General features: G+C 64.5%; 14 protein-coding genes and 1 pseudogene. 3 read left to right on the top strand and 12 right to left on the bottom strand.

The window, feature by feature from the left end; all coding sequences use genetic code 11:
* Together ABYB95_RS04700 and yjgA are read right to left on the bottom strand one after the other, a co-directional pair.
* Positions 1-244, bottom strand: a pseudogene (locus ABYB95_RS04700) (molybdopterin adenylyltransferase); the annotation flags it as partial.
* Positions 241-894: a ribosome biogenesis factor YjgA gene (gene yjgA, locus ABYB95_RS04695; protein WP_372657303.1), complete on the bottom strand. Its 654-nt coding sequence runs from the start codon at positions 892-894 to the stop codon at positions 241-243. The gene yjgA and the pseudogene ABYB95_RS04700, both read right to left, overlap by 4 nt.
* 77 nt (positions 895-971) lie before the next feature.
* On the opposite strand from yjgA, the gene pmbA reads away from it, so the two are divergent.
* Together pmbA and ABYB95_RS04685 are read left to right on the top strand one after the other, a co-directional pair.
* Positions 972-2,417: a metalloprotease PmbA gene (gene pmbA / locus ABYB95_RS04690; RefSeq protein ID WP_372657302.1), complete on the top strand. Its 1,446-nt coding sequence runs from the start codon at positions 972-974 to the stop codon at positions 2,415-2,417.
* A gap of 14 nt (positions 2,418-2,431) precedes the next feature.
* Positions 2,432-3,235 (top strand): DUF4399 domain-containing protein, encoded by an 804-nt coding sequence (locus ABYB95_RS04685; RefSeq protein WP_372657300.1) that lies wholly within the window; start codon positions 2,432-2,434, stop codon positions 3,233-3,235.
* Between the two features lie 106 nt (positions 3,236-3,341).
* On the opposite strand, the gene ABYB95_RS04680 is transcribed toward ABYB95_RS04685, so the two are convergent.
* The 10 genes from ABYB95_RS04680 to nirB all read right to left on the bottom strand — a co-directional run bounded on the left by ABYB95_RS04680 (position 3,342) and on the right by nirB (position 15,205).
* The gene (locus ABYB95_RS04680) at positions 3,342-3,788 is read right to left on the bottom strand and encodes a GatB/YqeY domain-containing protein (protein WP_372657298.1); all 447 of its coding nucleotides are present in this window, start codon (positions 3,786-3,788) and stop codon (positions 3,342-3,344) included.
* Positions 3,789-3,926: 138 nt separating this feature from the next.
* Positions 3,927-4,139 (bottom strand): 30S ribosomal protein S21, encoded by a 213-nt coding sequence (gene rpsU / locus ABYB95_RS04675; RefSeq protein ID WP_056273869.1) that lies wholly within the window; start codon positions 4,137-4,139, stop codon positions 3,927-3,929.
* A 221-nt stretch (positions 4,140-4,360) separates the two neighbouring features.
* On the bottom strand, positions 4,361-5,596 hold the full coding sequence (locus ABYB95_RS04670) for an NAD(P)/FAD-dependent oxidoreductase (RefSeq protein ID WP_372657296.1): 1,236 nt from the start codon (positions 5,594-5,596) through the stop codon (positions 4,361-4,363).
* 4 nt (positions 5,597-5,600) lie between these two features.
* Entirely contained in the window at positions 5,601-6,725 is a 1,125-nt protein-coding gene (locus ABYB95_RS04665) for a sterol desaturase family protein (protein WP_372657295.1), read from the bottom strand.
* A gap of 159 nt (positions 6,726-6,884) precedes the next feature.
* Complete coding sequence (cobA, locus tag ABYB95_RS04660) at positions 6,885-7,685, bottom strand: uroporphyrinogen-III C-methyltransferase (RefSeq protein ID WP_372657294.1); 801 nt, start codon at positions 7,683-7,685, stop codon at positions 6,885-6,887.
* Positions 7,682-8,587, bottom strand: a complete 906-nt coding sequence (ybiB, locus tag ABYB95_RS04655; RefSeq protein WP_372657293.1) for a DNA-binding protein YbiB — start codon at positions 8,585-8,587, stop codon at positions 7,682-7,684. Before ybiB ends, cobA begins: the two co-directional genes overlap by 4 nt.
* A 62-nt stretch (positions 8,588-8,649) precedes the next feature.
* Entirely contained in the window at positions 8,650-11,535 is a 2,886-nt protein-coding gene (locus ABYB95_RS04650) for a molybdopterin-dependent oxidoreductase (RefSeq protein ID WP_372657292.1), read from the bottom strand.
* Positions 11,532-11,927, bottom strand: coding sequence for a nitrite reductase small subunit NirD (nirD, locus tag ABYB95_RS04645; RefSeq protein ID WP_372657291.1), 396 nt, complete (start codon positions 11,925-11,927; stop codon positions 11,532-11,534). Before nirD ends, ABYB95_RS04650 begins: the two co-directional genes overlap by 4 nt.
* Positions 11,928-11,942: 15 nt before the next feature.
* On the bottom strand, positions 11,943-12,722 hold the full coding sequence (locus tag ABYB95_RS04640) for a type IV pili methyl-accepting chemotaxis transducer N-terminal domain-containing protein (RefSeq protein WP_372657290.1): 780 nt from the start codon (positions 12,720-12,722) through the stop codon (positions 11,943-11,945).
* 8 nt (positions 12,723-12,730) lie between these two features.
* Entirely contained in the window at positions 12,731-15,205 is a 2,475-nt protein-coding gene (nirB, locus tag ABYB95_RS04635) for a nitrite reductase large subunit NirB (RefSeq protein ID WP_372657288.1), read from the bottom strand.
* 332 nt (positions 15,206-15,537) lie between these two features.
* Here nirB and ABYB95_RS04630 point away from each other — a divergent pair, with 332 nt between their 5' ends.
* The gene (locus tag ABYB95_RS04630) at positions 15,538-16,839 is read left to right on the top strand and encodes a type IV pili methyl-accepting chemotaxis transducer N-terminal domain-containing protein (RefSeq protein ID WP_372657287.1); all 1,302 of its coding nucleotides are present in this window, start codon (positions 15,538-15,540) and stop codon (positions 16,837-16,839) included.
* The last annotated feature ends 134 nt before the right edge of the window (positions 16,840-16,973 follow it).

Below are 16,973 nucleotides of genomic sequence, written 5' to 3'. Positions count from 1 at the left end.
GTACCAGCGAACAGCCTGCGTCCACCAGCTCGATCAAGGTGGCGCTGATCCGCTCTTGCTCGTCGGGTATCAGGCGCGGTTCGAAATGGATGGGATTTTTCAGCGCCCGCGTGAGCCAGTCCTGCAAGGCGGGCAAGCCCTGGTCCTGGTACACGCCGCTGCTGGCGCGGTCGCTGACCGAGACGATGCCGATGCGCACCGGATCCGCACCGGGATCGATGGCGGTATTGGCGTTGCTGTTCATGGTGCCCCGTCCTCGGGCTCGGTGGCCGCGTCGCTGCCATCACCGGACAGCTGGGCGCGCACCACCTGGAAAATTTCGCGATAGGCCTTGCCATGCCGCACCGCTTCGCCCGGGCGCTCCTGTGCCTGCGTGGTTTGTGCGTCTTTGCGCGCCTGTCGGATCAGGGCACGCAAGTGCTGCACGTCGGCCTGTGGATCGTGCTCCAGCCAGCGCGTCAGGGCGGTGTCGTCGGCCACCAGCTGGTCGCGCCAGTGCTCGGCATGGTGCAGGGACAGGGTTTGTTCGGCCGAGCCCTTGGTCTGTTCTTCCAGGGCCGCTTCCACCGCTTTCAGCGTGTCTTCGTCGATACCGCGCATCAGCTTGCCGATGAATTGCATCTGGCGGCGACGGCCCTCGAAGTTGGTGATCTTGCGGGCCATGGCCACCGCGTCGATGAGCTTTTCAGACAGATCCAGCCGCGCCATGAGGTCGGCGCGCAGCGTGAGCAGGCTTTCGCCCAGTGCTTGCAAGCGGTCGCTGTATTTTTTCAGATCGGTTTTGCTCATGTCGTCCGTGCCCTTGAGCTCGCGCTTGAGCTCCAGGTCGAGTTCACTGCCTTCGGCAACGAACTGCCCCCGGACGAAATAGCCTTTTTTGGGTTTGCGGGACATGTTTTTGGGGTCTCGAGAATCGGCACCTGCGTGCAAGTCGGCAGCGAATGCCAGCGCCAAGTATCATAGCTTCCGACATGAAAAAAGCCTCCCACACCCCGTCGCAGCCTTCTGCGGTCCTCTCCATTCCCGCCGATCGCGGGCCAAAACCCCTAGCCGGATTTCAATACGCCAGAAGCCAGTTTGAAGAATTGGTCGATTTGGCGCTGGCCCATGCGCTCCAATTGGGCGCGTCCGACGCCGCCGCCGAAGTCTCCGAAGGCGCGGGTCTGAGCGTTTCGGTGCGCAAGGGTGAGTTGGAAAATGTGGAGCGCAACCGCGACAAATCCCTGGGTGTGACGGTTTACCTGGGCCAAAAGCGCGGCAACGCGTCCACCTCCGATTTCTCCGCAGCGGCCATTCGCCAGACGGTGCAGGCGGCTTACGACATCGCCCGCTTCACCGCCGAAGACCCGGTGGCCGGCTTGCCCGACGCTGCGGACATCGCCGACACCTACCCCGACCTCGACCTGTTCCACCCCTGGGCGCTCAATTCCGAGGAAGCGGTGCAGATCGCACTGGCCTGCGAAGCGGCGGCGCTCCAGACCAGCAAAAAAATCACCAACAGCGAGGGCGCGGGTGTGTCGGCCCAGCAGTCGCACTTTTTCTCTGCCCACATGCGGGGCGGCGAGCGCGGAAAACCGGGGATTTTCAGCGGAGGCTACGCCAGTTCGCGCCACAGCCTGTCGGTCGCACCCATCGCTGGCAAAGGGGCCCATATGCAGCGCGACAGCTGGTACAGCTCGACGCGCAGTCCGCAGGATCTGGCCAGCCCGCAGGCGGTGGGCCGCTATGCCGCCGAACGCACCCTGGCGCGCCTGAACGGGCGCAAGATCGCCACCACGCAGTGCCCGGTGCTGTTCGAGTCGCCCATGGCGGCTGGCCTGCTGGGGGCCTACGTGCAGGCCACCAGCGGTGGTGCGCTCTACCGCAAGACCACGTTCCTGGAAAACAGCCTGGGCAAGCGCGTGCTGGCCAAGCACCTGGACATCGTGGAGGAGCCGCACCTGCGCAACGGCAAAGGCAGCGCACCGTTCGACGACGAAGGGGTGCGCACCACGCGCCGCAAAGTGTTGAGCGCCGGCCGTGTGCAGGGCTATTTCCTATCCAGTTATTCGGCGCGCAAGTTGGGCATGCGCACCACCGGCAACGCAGGGGGCTCACACAACCTGAGCCTGACCAGCCGCCTGACGCAGCCACAGGACGATTTGCCCGCCATGTTGCGCAAGCTGGGACGCGGTCTGTTCGTGACAGAACTCATGGGACAGGGCGTGAATTACGTGACGGGCGACTATTCGCGCGGCGCTTCAGGTTATTGGGTGGAGAATGGCGAAATTGCCTACCCGGTGCATGAAATCACCATCGCAGGCAATCTCAAAGACATGTTCCAGGGAGTGGACGCGGTTGGTGCAGATACCTATAACTACGGCGCAAAAACGGTCGGATCGATGCTCATCAATCGCATGAAAGTGGCCGGAAGCTGAATATGAGAACCCGCATGTTGCGTTGGGCGGTTGCCGCGTGTTTCGTGGCTTTTGGGGCGCATGCTGAGGCACAAACGCCTTTGGTTGCGCCGCCCACTGAAATACACGACTGGCAAGCCGCGCTGCCGCGACTCACGCCGGAGGCCTATTTCACCAACCTGGAAGATGGCGCGCGGATCGAAACACCGTTTCGTGCCACCTTTGGTTTGTCGGGAGGCTGGGGTCTGGCCCCCATCAGCAAGCCGATCACCGGGAAAAGTGGCCACCACCATTTGCTGGTGAACCGCGATCTGCCCTTGAATTTCAAAGAGGCGCTGCCATTCACCGACCAGTACATCCACTTTGGCAAAGGGCAGATGGAAACGGTGTTGACGCTGGAGCCGGGCGATTACACCTTGCGTTTGCTGTTGGCCGACGACAAACATCTGCCGCATTTTGTGTACAGCAAGCCGTTGAAGATCACTGTCACGGGCAAGCGCAGCGGCGTGGATCCGAAAAGCTTGGTGAAAAGCGGTATTGCCATACTCAGCCCGGCCGACGGTGCCGTGGTGACCCCACCGTTTCGCATGCAGTTCCATGCTTCGGGTCTGAGCGTAGCGCACCTCAGCCAGAAGGCGGCTGAGAGTGGACATTTTCGGCTGACGCTCACGCCCAAGGGGCGCGGGGAACCGGCGGTGATGGACTTCGTCAATGGCCAGACCGAGGTTTGGCTGGCGCCACCGGCGGGCAGTTATGGCGTGCGCCTGGATTTGTTGGATAACCTCAACCCGGGCAAGACGCTGGCCGAGTCGGCCAGGCTCAGCATGGTGGTGGAATAACCTGGAGAGCATGGGCGCCGTGCACCCGACGGCTCCCCACTGAAAACGCGCACTTTGGCGCACTTGGTCGTTCTGCTGCGCGGGGATCACCGCGCAGGGCGCGCCGTCAGGCCGCCAGCGCCGCCTTGACCGCAGCCGAAACCGCGCCCATGTCGGCTTTGCCCGCCAAACGGGTCTTGACCGCTCCCATCACCTTGCCCATGTCGCCCGGGCCTTTGGCGCCGAGTTCGTCGACGATGGTCTTGACCGCAGCCGCCACTTCTTCGGTCGACAGGCGGGCCGGCAAATAGGTCTGCAACACCAGCAGTTCGGCCGCTTCCTTGTCGGCGAGATCCTGGCGTTCCGCCTTGGTGAAGGCTTCGATGCTGTCCTTGCGCTGTTTGATCAGCTTGTCGACGATGGCGATCACCATGGTGTCGTCCAGCTCGACCCGCTCGTCCACCTCTTTTTGCTTCAACGCCGCCAGCAGCAGGCGGATGGTGCCCAGGCGCTCACTGTCCTTGGCGCGCATGGCGGTTTTCATGTCTTCGGTGATCTGGTCTTTGAGGCTCATGGTCAGGCTCCGTTGCGTAGGCGGTGTGGTGAAAGCGAAAAGAGGAAAGGGAAAACCCCATGAAAAAAGCCCGCCTGAGCGTCCTCCAGCGGGCTTGTTTTGTGTGCTGTCAGGGCAGACCTGTGCAGCACCGCGTACTCAGTACAGCTTTTTGGGCAGCTGCATGGAGCGCACGCGCTTGTAGTGGCGCTTGACGGCGGCAGCCTTCTTGCGCTTGCGCTCGGCGGTGGGCTTCTCGTAGAACTCGCGGGCACGCAAGTCGGTCAGCAGGCCGAGTTTTTCGATGGTGCGCTTGAAGCGGCGGAGAGCGACGTCAAAGGGCTCGTTGTCTTTTACACGGATGGTCGTCATTAGCGAATGGTGTCCAGAATGGGCAGATAGAGGATGACTGGGAAGATCGGGCCTGGCCATCGTTTCTGCAAAATTCCCCGCCTGTTAACTAGTATTGGCCAGCGGGGCATTGCCAGCAAAGCCTTGGATTATAGCCCTGTTTGCCGCATTTGCCGGTTGCACCCTGTTGAGACAGCTTGCAAAAGGGAGTGGATTCCCGGCTTTTCTCGGCGTTGCCGGGGTCAGCCCAGGCTGTGTGCGGCCTTCTTGGCGCCCAGCGCCTGGGCGCAGGCATGGGCGCTGGCCCAGGCCCACTGGAAGTTGTAGCCGCCCAACCAACCGGTCACGTCCACCACTTCGCCGATGAAATACAGACCCGCTTGGGTGGATTCCATGGTTTGGGACGATAGCTCGCGGGTGTCCACGCCGCCCAGGGTGACCTCGGCCTTTTTGTAGCCCTCGGTCCCGGTGGGCGTGAGTTCCCAGCGCGACAGGCGCTCGGCCAGCCGCGCCAGCGCTTTGTCGCTAGCTTCCGCCACCGGGCGCTGCCAGTCGGCGTCTTGTTGCACCCAGGCGTCGGCCAGCCGGGCGGGCACCAGGCCGGCCAACTCGTTGGCAATCAATTTGCGCGAAGTGGCTTTGGCCCGGGAGAGCGCGGCGGGCAGATCGGCTTGGGGGGCGAGATCGAGCCGGATCGCTTGGCCCGCCTGCCAATAGCTGGAAATCTGCAGAACGGCGGGCCCCGACAGGCCTCGGTGGGTGAACAACAGGTCTTCGGTGAAGGCCATGCGCGCCTTTTTGCTGCCGGTTTCCATCAGCACGGGCAGCGACAGCCCCGCCAACTGGGCGTAGGGCGCCCAGGCTTCGCCGTCGAAGGTGAGTGGCACCAGGCCCGGGCGCGGCTCGACCTGGCGCAGGCCGAACTGTTTGGCGATCCGGTAGCCGAAGTCGGTGGCGCCGATCTTGGGGATGGACAGGCCGCCGGTGGCGACCACCACGTTGTGGCTGTGCACGGTACCGCGGTCGGTGTCGAGTTCGTAGCCGCCATGGCCCGCGAGCCGGACAGCCTGTACACCGCAGGGCTGCCAGCGCTGCACGCCACCGGCGTCGCATTCGCGCAGCAGCATCTGGATCAGGTCGTCGGCCGAGTGGTCGCAAAACAGCTGGCCCTTGTGCTTTTCGTGGAAGGCGATGTTGTGCCGCTGCACCAGTCCGATGAAGTCCTGCGGCGTGTAGCGCGACAGCGCGGAGCGGCAGAAGTTCGGGTTGTCGCTCAGAAAGTGCTTGTGCGGCGCGCGCGGGTCGATGTCGCGGTTGGTGAAGTTGGCGCGCCCACCGCCGGAGATGCGGATCTTTTCGGCCACTTTTTCGCTGTGGTCGAGCAGCAGCACCCGCAAGCCTTGTTGCCCTGCCGCACCGGCACAGAACAGGCCCGCCGCCCCCGCGCCGATCACCACCACGTCCCAGGTAGCGGACACCGCTTCAGCCCTTCCAGACAAAGGGAAACTTCACCTGGCGCCAAAAGCCATTGGGCACGTAGTCGCCGAGCACGCCGTACTGTTCGGGCCAGAGCCGGGTGCTTTTCACGGCCGTGCCAAACAGGTGGTCCAGAAAGGCGTAGTGGGCGGCGTAGTTCTTGTCCAGCGCTTCCTGGTCCTGGCTGTGGTGCCAGTGGTGGAAGTTGGGTGTGACGATGAGGTAGCGCAACGGCCCCAGGCGCGCGCTCACATTGGCGTGGTTGAACACCGCCTGAAAGCCCACGATGATGATGTAGGCGTCGATCACGTTCTTGGAAAAACCCAGCGTGAAAATGGGTGCCAGTACCAGGGTGCGGGTGATCAAAATTTCGATGATGTGCTGGCGCGAGCCGGCCAGCCAGTCCATGTGCTTGGCGCTGTGGTGCACCGCGTGCAGGCGCCACAGCAGCGGCACCTCGTGGTAGGCACGGTGGGTCCAGTACTGCACCAGGTCGGCCACCAGCACGATCAGCGGCAGAGCGGCCCAGAGCGGCAGACCGCCCACCCAGCCCCGGATGCCGTCGCTGGCGGCCCACCCGAAGAGTTTGTGCACCAGCAGGTTGGTGGCCAGCAGCATGAAGCCGATCACCATGTGGTTGACGATGAAGTGGTGCAGGTCGGTCTGCCACTCGGGGCGGAACACCGGCTGGTCCTTGCGCAGCGCAAACAGCTTCTCGATGAAGATGAAGATCAGCGCCGAACCCAGCAGGTCCAGGATGAACCAGTCCAGGCCGATGTAGGGCGTGCCGTCGGCGAAATCACCCACCGGCACCTTGTGGCCACCGAGCAGGGCGGTGAGCGCCACCAGCAGAAAGGCAAAGGCCGAGAGCCAGCGCGAGCGGTTGAACAGGATGTTGACCAGGCTCAAAGCCCCGCCCACCACCATGGCCACAAACATCAGCTGCCGGATCGTCGCCACGTCGTAGCTTTTGCGCAGCTCGGGCGTGGTGAGGTATTGGGGAAAGTGGAAGGCCAGTACACCGAGAAAACACAGCATGGCCAGGCTCAGGGCCACCACGCCGGTGACCAGGCCACGACCCGGTTGCAGGGCACCGTGGCTTTCGGTGAAATCGTTGATTTTTTTCAGCATGGAGACTCCCCCTTTTTTGTACATGAGCCACGCGCTGTTGGACGTGTGCCGGGGAGTTTAGCCGCCCGTGCCGAGGCGGATACCGTGGCGTGCTTCGAGCGCGGTTTGTACCGGGGGTGAAATGCATGGGCTCCAAAGAGCCCAAACAGGCGGATGCCTTCAGGCGCTGCGGATCAAGGTCTGCGGCAGATCGATGGCGGCCACACCGCGCACCACGTCGCCGACCACGATGATGGCCGGGCTGCCGAGCTGTTCGGTGGCGATGGTGGTCAGCAGTCCACCCAGGGTGGTGACGGCGTGCCGCTGGTCGGGCAGGCTGGCGCGCTGGATCACGGCCAGCGGCGTGCTGGCGGGCAGGCCGGTGAGCAGTTCGGTCTGGATGTGGGCCGCGCTGGACACGCCCATGTAGATCACGAGGGTGAGCTTGGCGTCGCGTGCGGTGGCGGCGAGTTGTGGCCAATCGGTGCCCCGGTCGCCGGGCTTGGCGTGGCCGGTGACGAAGATCACGCCGTGCGCGTGTTCGCGGTGCGTGAGCGGCGCGTTGAGCGAAGTCATGGCCGCCAGACCGGCGGTGATGCCATTGACCACCTGCACCGGAATGCCCGCTGCGCGCAGGTGTTCGACTTCTTCTCCGCCGCGGCCAAAGATGAAAGGGTCGCCGCCCTTGAGGCGCACCACCACCTCGCCTTCGCGCGCGGCCATGATCATCAGTTTTTCAATAAAAGCCTGGGGCGTGCTCTTGCAGCCGCCACGTTTGCCAACGTGGATGATGCGGGCGCTGGGCGAGGCATGGGCCAGCACCGCTTCGCTCACCAGATCGTCCACCAGCAATACCGTGGCTTCTGACAGGGCGCGCACAGCCTTGAGGGTGAGCAATTCCGGGTCGCCCGGACCCGCGCCGACCAGGGTCACGGTTCCCGGGTGGAACGGGTGGGCTTGGGTTTCGGGCTGGTGCTTCATGGTGAGCGAATCTCTTGCAAGATGTGTTCCACCTGCAGGGCAATCGGGGTGGGCACGGGCAAATCGCCGTGCAGTACCGCACGGATGTAGTGGGCGGTGGACGCGGCATCGACCTCGGTCGGCAGCGATGGCAGCTTGACCAGCGGGCCTGCCTGCTGGGGCTGGACCAAATGCCGCTGGCCGTCGCGGAACACGTCCATTTGCGGCGTGCGCCGCGCATCGGCCACGGATTCGCCTTCGGTGCCGCGCAGCAACATCGCGTGGGCGCCCACCAAGGCAAAGGTATCGGCCATGGACACCGCGTATTCCGGGTGGGTGTAGCTGCTGACGATGAAGGCCTTGCCGGTGCACGGTGTCATGAGCTTGACCATGCTGTGCGCCGGATTGCGCAGGCCGACCGCGCGCCGCACGTCGAGCAGGCGTTTGAGCGCGGGGCACAGCACTTCGGTCGGCACAAAGGCGGCGCTGCCCGCGGCAATATGGGGCGCGCTGGTCGCGGGCGGCAGGCCGAGTTCGTTGAACACGCCGGCGGCGAACACGCGTTTGTCCTCGGTGGCCGTGCCGTGCACCATGACGGCCGCACCTTCGCGTGCCAACAGCAAGGCGAGCAAGGGCGTGAGCACCGGCAGTTTGCGCGCACCGTTGTAGCTGGGCAGCACCACGGTGGTGTGGCCGTTGTCGGGCAGTTTGTGCAGCCGGGTGTGGGCAGCGTCCAGAAATCCGGCCATTTCCAGGTTGGTTTCGCCCTTGATGCGCATGGCCAGGCAAAAGCCACCTATTTCGAGATCGGTGACCTCACCGTCCAGCACCTGACCCATGAGGTCGGTGGCCTGCTCGCGCGTGAGCGCCCGCGCGCCGTCTTTGCCGCGTCCGATTTCTTTGATGTATTGACCGATGCCCATAGCGCGCAATTGTCGGCGATGTCTGATGACTTCGAGTTATATGGGCCGGATGGGCATCGGTATCAAGCGGATACCAAAGGCAGGGGGTGGCTCTGGATCAAGCGTTTCAGCTCGGGCACGCAGGAGCCGCAATTGGTGCCACACTGCAGGCGCTTTTGCAAGCAGTCCAGGCGCTGCTCGCTACCGCCTTCGCAGCGCTGGAGCTCGTCGGTGATCGCTTCTTCGGTCACGTTGAAGCAGGTGCAGATCTGCTTGCCCCGGGCCACCACCGCCACCGGCGCTTTGGCGCCCGGCATGAGCAGCAGGCGGCCGTAGGCGTCGGCGGGCAGTTCGTCTTGCAACAAGGTTTTGAGCCAGACCTCGGCGCTGGTGTCGCCGGCCAGCAAAAAGCCTTCGAGTTGGCGTTGCTGGCCTTGCTGGCGCAAGCGCACCGCACGGCGCTGCATCAGGCGGCGATCCGCATAGCGCAAGGTGTCGGCGGTGTTGAGGCCGAGCAGCGCTTCGATCTGTTCGATCAAGCCTTGATCGGGCGCTTCGTGGGCGGCCGCCCGGAACAGCAAACCGGTGCGTTCGCGCCCGAAGGGCACGCAGGAAGCAAAAGGAAACCGCGCCATCAAGGCCCGCAAGGCTTCGCGCGAGGCCAGTGCCTGCGTTTCGGGCAACCAGGCCACGCCCAGCAAGGTCCAGGGCAGCTCGGCTTTGAGCACCTTGACCGCTGCGTGCTTGAGCTCGGGTTGCTTGGAGGTGGGGCAGTAGGCCGATGTGGTCAGCGCGTTCACGCCGGCCAGCGGCTCGCCCACGCTGCTGCAGCCGCTCAGGTATTCAGCGCCCCAATGCATGGCGATGAAAGCCTGGGCCGGTGCAATGTCTGCGCTGGCCTGTGCCGGCACCAGGATGGAGCCGCGCTTGCTGGTCACATGCACCAAGTCGCCATCGACCAGACCCCGCTCGGTCATGTCTTGCGGGTGCAACTGCACCGCGGGTTCGGCCACATGGCCGAACAAACGGCCCAGCGTGCCGGTGCGCGTCATACCGTGCCACTGGTCGCGCAGGCGTCCGGTGGTGAGCGAAAACGGGTAGCGCGATTCGCGCGGCTCGGCCAGCGGCACATAGGGCAGGGCGGCAAAGCGGGCGCGCCCGTCGGCGGTGGGAAAGACCCCGTCTTCGTACAAACGGGCCTGGCCTTGGGTCTCGCCGGTCTTGATGGGCCATTGCTGTGGGCCTTGCGATTCCAGTTGGGCGTAAGACAGGCCGGTGATGTCGAGGTCGCGTCCGCGCGTGGATTCGCGGTGTTCGAGCCAGATGGATTCGGGGTTGGTGTACGGGAAGAGCGAACCACCGGCTGGCTTGACCTTGCCATCGGTTTGCGCTGGGGCGGTCGAAGCCAGCTCGCGGTCTGTGCTGGCAGGGGCTTCGACAGGCTCAGCCCGAACGGCGGATGACCCAGATCGAGCCACCAGGCGGCTTTCCAGCTTGCGGGCGAAATCGACCACGATCTGCCAGTCGTGGCGCGCTTCACCCGGGGCCGGTATGGCTGCGCGCACCCGGCTGATGCGGCGCTCGCTGTTGGTCACCGTGCCTTCTTTTTCGCCCCAGGTGGTGGCGGGCAGCAGCAGGTCGGCGTAATCGCAGGTGGCGGCGGTGGCGAAGGCCTCTTGCACCACCACGAATTCGGCGCGCTGCAGGGCGCGGCGCACCGTGGCCTGGTTGGGCATGGATTGCGCCGGGTTGGTGCAGGCGATCCAGAGCGCCTTGACCTCGCCGTCGGCGGCGGCTTCGAACAGGTCCACGGCGGATTTGCCGGGCTTTTCCGGCACCGAGGGCACGCCCCACAGAGCCGCCACTTCGGCGCGGTGCTGGGGGTTGGCCATGTCGCGGTGGGCCGAGATCAGGTTGGACAGGCCGCCGACTTCGCGCCCGCCCATGGCATTGGGTTGGCCGGTGAGGCTGAACGGCCCGGCACCGGGTTTGCCGATCTGGCCGGTGGCCAGGTGCAGGTTGATCAGGCTGGCGTTTTTGGCGGTGCCGCTGCTGCTCTGGTTCAGACCCTGGCAATACAGGCTCAGGGTGGCCGGGGAGGTGGCGAACCAGCGCGCCGCGGTGAACAAATCGTCTTTGCTCAGACCACAGATCTGCGACACGCGTTCGGGCGTGCATTCGCGCACCAGGGTTTTGAGTTCGTTGAAGCCGCTCGTGTGTTGTTCGATCCAGGCCGCGTTGGTCCAGCCTTCCCACAGCATGATGTGCAGCAGGCCGTGGAACAGCATCACGTCGCTGCCCGGTTGCAGGGGCAGGTACAGGTCGGCCATGCCGGCGGTGTCGGTGCGGCGCGGATCGGCCACGATCACCTTCATGTCGGGGTTTTTCGCCCGCGCGTCTTCGATGCGGCGAAACAGCACCGGGTGGGCAAAAGCCGTGTTGCTGCCGACGATGAACAAACACTGCGCGTGGTTCACGTCGTCGTAGCAGGCGGGCGGTGCGTCGGCACCCAGGGTGAGCTTGTAGCCCGCCACCGCGCTGCTCATGCACAGACGCGAATTGGTGTCGATGTTGTTGGTGCCGATCAAGCCCTTGGCCAGCTTGTTGAAGACGTAGTAGTCCTCGGTCAGCAACTGGCCGCTGATGTAAAAGCCCACCGCGTCGGGGCCGTGCGCTTGCACGGTGGTGGCAAAGCGTTCGGTGGCCACGTCCAGCGCGTCGTCCCACGAGACCGGCCTTGGCTGGCCGCCGCGCTCCAGGCGGGACAGCGGTTGCAGCAGACGGGTCTGGCGCGTCACGGCGGGCGTGGCCGTCAGGTGCAGGGTCGACCCTTTGGAGCAGAGCCGACCGAAGTTGGCCGGGTGGTCCGGATCGCCGCGCACGCCCACGATCTGCTGGGCCTCGGTTTCGATGATCACACCGCAGCCCACACCGCAGTAGGGGCAGGTGGAGCGGGTTTCTTCGCTCATGCGGCGGCGTTGATGGGTGTGACGCGCCGTGCGGGACCGGCCACCGGGCGGGTCAGATCGGTGGCGAGGGTGGCCAGTTCCTGGGCGTCCAGAAACACCTGGCCATCGGTGACCTGGACCGCAAAACGGGGCGTGCAGCCTTCGTCGGGTTCTTTGGCGCAACCGCTGTCCAGGCCGATGGTCCAGTTGTGCAGCGGGCAGGCCACGCTGGTGCCGAACACAATGCCTTGCGAGAGCGGCCCGCCCTTGTGCGGGCAGCGGTCAAGCAGGGCGAAGACTTCGTCCTTGTCGTTGCGAAAGACGGCCACGTCCAGGCCATTTTCACGCGCCACGCGGCGCGAACCCAGCACGGGAATGTCTTCGACTTTGCAGATAGGTTTCCATTGGCTCATGGTGGTTCCAGTACTTCAGGTTTTGACGGCGGCGTACAGACCGGTGATGCGGTCCATGACGCTCAACAGGTTTTCGCTGGTCACGAACACATCGGACAGCGGTTGGGCGGACTTGCTGGTGCTCTCCATGCGGCCCAGCGCCCGGTCGAAGAAGAACCACTGGCCGTCGGCCAGCTCCAGTTCGGAACGGATGCGGTCGGTGGCTTCGGGCGCGTTTCTGAGCAGCTCCATGGCGCTCAGGAAGTCGCTGCGCGCCTTGCCGATCTCGGTCGCGGCCACGCTGGCATCGACCGGCAGCGTCGCGGCAAAGTAGAACTTGGCCATGCGTTGAGAGAGCATGCGCTGGCGTCCGGCGATGTTGACCAACTTGCCCACCGGACGGCCCGACAAGGCTTCGTATTGCACCGTGCCCTGGTGCGCCAAAGCCAGCACCTGGGCGTCGGTCTTGAGCATCGCCGCAGCACCGGCTTTGTCCGGGCTGGCACCGACCAGCGTCGCCTTGTACGCGCTCCAGACCGTTTCCAGCTGGCGGTAGGTTTCGCGGATATCGGCGCTGGGTGCAAAGGCTTTGAGCTCCACCAATTGGCGGTCGAACAAGGCCATGGAGCGGTCCAGCACCGTTTGCGCGCTGGCGCTTTCGGTCTTGTGCACCAGGGCCAGCCAGGCCTTGCCCATGCGTTGCGAGAGCATGCGCTGGCGCCCGGCCTTGTTGATGGCGTCGTTCAGGTCGCTGACCTGGGCTTGCACGCCCAGGCTGGTCGCACCGGCCAGGATCACAAAATGTCTGCGTTGCATGGTCGGCATCAGGCGGGGATCAGCGGAATGAACTGGCGCGTGTCCACGGCGGCCTTCTGGGTTTCGAACCAGGGATCGGGCTCGCCGTCGAGCGCGGCCTGCAGTTGTGCCCACAGGGCTTTGCGGCCTTCGTGGTCCTCCAAGATTTTTTTCTTCACATAGTCCAGGCCCACGCGGTTCACGTAGTGCACCGTGCGTTCCAGGTACCAGCCTTCCAGGCGGTAGAGCTGCATGAAGGCGCCGGTGTACTCCAGCACCTCTTCGGCGGTTTTGAGCTTGGTGAAGAAGTGCGCCACTTCGGTTTTGATGCCGCCGTTGCCCGCGATCACCATTTCCCAGCCGCTGTCCACACCGATGATGCCCACGTCCTTGATGCCGGCTTCGGCGCAATTGCGCGGGCAGCCCGAGACCGCGAACTTGACCTTGTGCGGTGCGTACATGCGCCACATGGCTTTTTCCAGGTCTTTGCCCATTTGCGTGCTGTCTTGCGTGCCCATGCGGCACCACTCGGAACCGACGCAGGTTTTCACCGTGCGCAGTGCCTTTGCATACGCGTGGCCACTGGGCATGCCGATGTCGTTCCAGACGTTTTGCAGGTCTTCCTTTTTCACACCCAGCAAGTCGATGCGCTGGCCGCCGGTGACTTTGACGGTGGGGATCTGGTACTTGTCCACCGCGTCGGCGATGCGGCGCAGCTCGTCGGCCGTGGTCTCGCCACCCCACATGCGCGGGATCACCGAATAGGTGCCGTCTTTCTGGATGTTGGCGTGGCTGCGCTCGTTGATGTAGCGGCTCTGCGGATCGTCCTTCGCCTCTTTGGGCCAGGTGCTGATGAGGTAGTAGTTGATGGCCGGGCGGCAGCTGGCGCAGCCATTGGGTGTTTTCCAGCCCAGGTGGCTGAACACGTCGCTGGTGGTGAGCAGTTTGCTGCCGTCGTTCAGCGGCTGGCGGATGGCGTCGCGCACGGCCTGGTGGCCCATGTCGGTACACGCGCACATGGGCTTGAGCTTGGGCGTGGCGGAGTAGTCGCCACCGGCGGTGAACATCAGAATCTGTTCAACCAGGCCGGTGCAGGAGCCGCAGGAAGCGCTGGCCTTGGTGTGCTTTTTCACTTCTTCCAAAGTGAACAGGCCTTTTTCCTTGATGACCTTGCAGATGGTGCCCTTGGTGACGCCGTTGCAGCCGCAGACCTCGTCGGTGTCGGCCATGGCGGCGGCTTTGCTGTGGCCCTCGTGGCCCACGTCACCGATGTTGGATTCGCCGAACATGAGGCGGTCGCGGATGTCGGCCACGCTGCGGCCATCGCGCAGCAATTTGAAGTACCAGCTGCCGTCCACCGTGTCGCCGTACAAGCAGGCGCCCACCAGCTTGTCGCCCTGGATCACCAGCTTTTTGTAGACGCCCGCGAACGGGTCGCTCATCACGATTTCTTCGGTGTCGGCGCCGCCCATGAAGTTGCCGGCTGAAAAGAGGTCGATGCCGGTGACCTTGAGCTTGGTCGAGGTGAGCGAACCGCTGTAGCGGCCAATGCCGAATTCGGCCAGGTGGGTGGCCAAGACCTTGCCCTGCTCAAACAGCGGTGCCACCAGACCGTAGGCAATGCCCCGGTGCGCGGCGCATTCGCCAACGGCGTAAATGCGTGGGTCGGTCACGGTTTGCAGCGTGTCGCTGACCACGATGCCCTTGTTCACGTGCAGGCGCATGCTTTCGGCCAGCGCGGTGTTGGGGCGAATGCCGACCGCCATCACCACCAGATCGGCCGCCACTTCGGAACCGTCCTTGAAGCGGATGGCCTTGACCCGCCCGCCCTTGCCGTCGTCCTTGTCGCCCACCAGCTCCTGGGTTTGTGCGCCCATCAAAAACTGCATGCCGCGCGATTGCAGGGACTGCTGCAGCAGCTTGCCGGCTGCGTCGTCCAGCTGGCGCTCCATCAGCCAGGGCGCCACATGCACCACGCTCACCGTCATGCCGCGCTTCATCAGGCCGTTGGCCGCCTCCAGGCCGAGCAGGCCACCACCGATCACCACCGCGTGCTTGTACACGGTGGCCGCGTCGATCATGGCCTGGGTGTCGGCGATGTCGCGGTAGGCCAGCACACCTTCGAGGTCTTTGCCGGGAATCGGCAGGATGAAGGGGTTGGAGCCGGTGGCCATGATGAGGCGGTCGTAGGGCGCGCTGATCACTTCGCCCGCGGCGTTCTTGCCGTGCACCACGCGCTTGATGCGGTCGACCTCGGTGACCCAGCAACCGGCGTGTAGCGTGACGGCGTTGTCGGTGTACCAGCTCCAGTCGTTGAGCACGATCTCGTCGAGCGTCTGTTCACCCGCCAGCACCGGCGAGAGCAGGATGCGGTTGTAGTTCGGGTGTGGCTCGGCACCGAACACCGTGATGTCGTAGAGCTCGGGTGCGATCTTGAGCAATTCCTCAAGGGCGCGCACGCCGGCCATGCCGTTGCCGATCATCACCAGTTTTGACTTTTTCATCGCATCTACTCCAGATAGCTAGGTTGGGTATTGAGCAATGCCTGTGCCAGTACAGGAGCACGCGCGCCTGAGCAGACTGGAAAAGGCAGGGGGAATTCGTGGGGGAGCAAAGGCCATGACTGGCCACTCCAGGGTCTCGCTGCACACGTCGTTGTGTGCAGCGTCCGCGACGCCGGGGTCGGGGTGAGCGCGCCGTTGCGCTCGAAAGAATCTATGCAAGACCTGTGCCATATGATCGAAGCTTGGCGGGCGCAGCCCTTGCAAAGGTTTCCGGCGGCCTGCAAAAATCCGGGCCCTGCAGACCCTTTTTCCTCTGTTTTCCCTCTGGATCCATGACTTCCGCGCTTCTTTTTACCGATGACACGGCAGGTGGCCTTGACGCCGCCACAGCGCAGGAACACCTGTTGGCGGCGGGTGTACAGGTGCTGGCCGTGCTGGTGGATTGCCGCAATCTGGTGCAGGCGGTGCAGACCCATGCACCAGATGTGGTGGTGGTGCACGCCGCAAGCCCGCAAGAAGCGCTGTTCCAGGCCGCCGAAGCCCTGGCCGAACAAGCGCCCCGGCCGCTGCTGGTGTTCACCACCGATCCCGACCCCCAACACGCCGAGCGGGCGGTGGCTGCGGGCATGCACGGCTATGAGGTCGGTGCTTACAGCGCGGCGCGCCTGCCCGCGCTGGTGCAGTTGTGCCGCGCGCGCTTTCGGCACGAGCAGGGCTTGCGCAGCGAATTGCGCGAACTGGGTCAGCGCTTTGAGGAGCGCAAGCTGGTGGAGCGCGCCAAAGGCGTGCTGATGCAGGCGCGCCAGCTCAGCGACGACGCGGCTTTCGAGATGCTGCGCAACGCGGCCATGCACAGCGGCCAGCGCCTGGGCCAGGTGTCGGGCCACATTCTGCATTCGGCACGTTTTGCCGATGGCGTGAACCGGGCCGGGCAACTGCGCATGTTGTCGCAGCGGCTGGTCAAGCTCTATCTGCTGCGGCTCGCGCTGGGGCGGCAGCGTGTGCACGCGGTGCGGCTGGCCGAGTCGGTGCAGCGCATCGACGACAACCTGGCGGTGCTGAACAAACACCTGGCGCGCCCCACGTTTGACGCCTGGCTGCTGCCGGTGGAACTCACCTGGACCCAGTTGAAGAAGCGCTTGCAAGGCCCGCCCAAGGCCGCCGATGTGGCCGAGGTGGACAGACTGGCCGAGCGTTTGCTGCAGGAGGCCGAGCAGCTGACCCTGGGCCTGCAGCAGGCGGGTTCGGCCGCCCCCTTGCGCGTGCTCAACCTGGCCGGACGCCAGCGCATGTTGTCGCAGCGCTTTGCCAAGCTGGCGCTGCTGGGCTTTCTGGGTGGCAGCGGCTGGCAGGCGGGTGCGCCCGCGCTGGACGCGGTGCGCACCGAATTCGAAACCGGTTTGAAAGACTTGCAAGGCCTGCCGCTGACTTCGGCCGACATCCGGCAAGACCTGGTATTGGCGGCGCAGGGGTGGCAACAAATGTTGACCGGCGTGGCCTTTGCGCTCCCCTTGGCCACCCAGGACCGTCTGGACCGGGCCGAGGGCCTGGCCCAGGCCAGCGAAAACCTGCTCGATGTTTTTGAGCAGTTGGCGACCCAATACGAGCGCAGCATGCAGATGCTGCTGGGCTGAGCATGCTGGGCTTGTATCCGTTGTGCACCGAATGTGTGCGTTTCGTGGGACCGGGTGGTGCCCAGAGCGCCGCAAAGCTGCCCACGCCGGGATCTGAAAAGCCGGGCGCTCGGCGGGCGAGGGCATGCCATGGC

This window comes from Hydrogenophaga sp., assembly GCF_041633695.1.
In the GTDB taxonomy this organism is placed as follows: Bacteria; Pseudomonadota; Gammaproteobacteria; order Burkholderiales; family Burkholderiaceae_C; genus Hydrogenophaga.
This window is presented reverse-complemented; position numbering and strand designations above follow the sequence as displayed.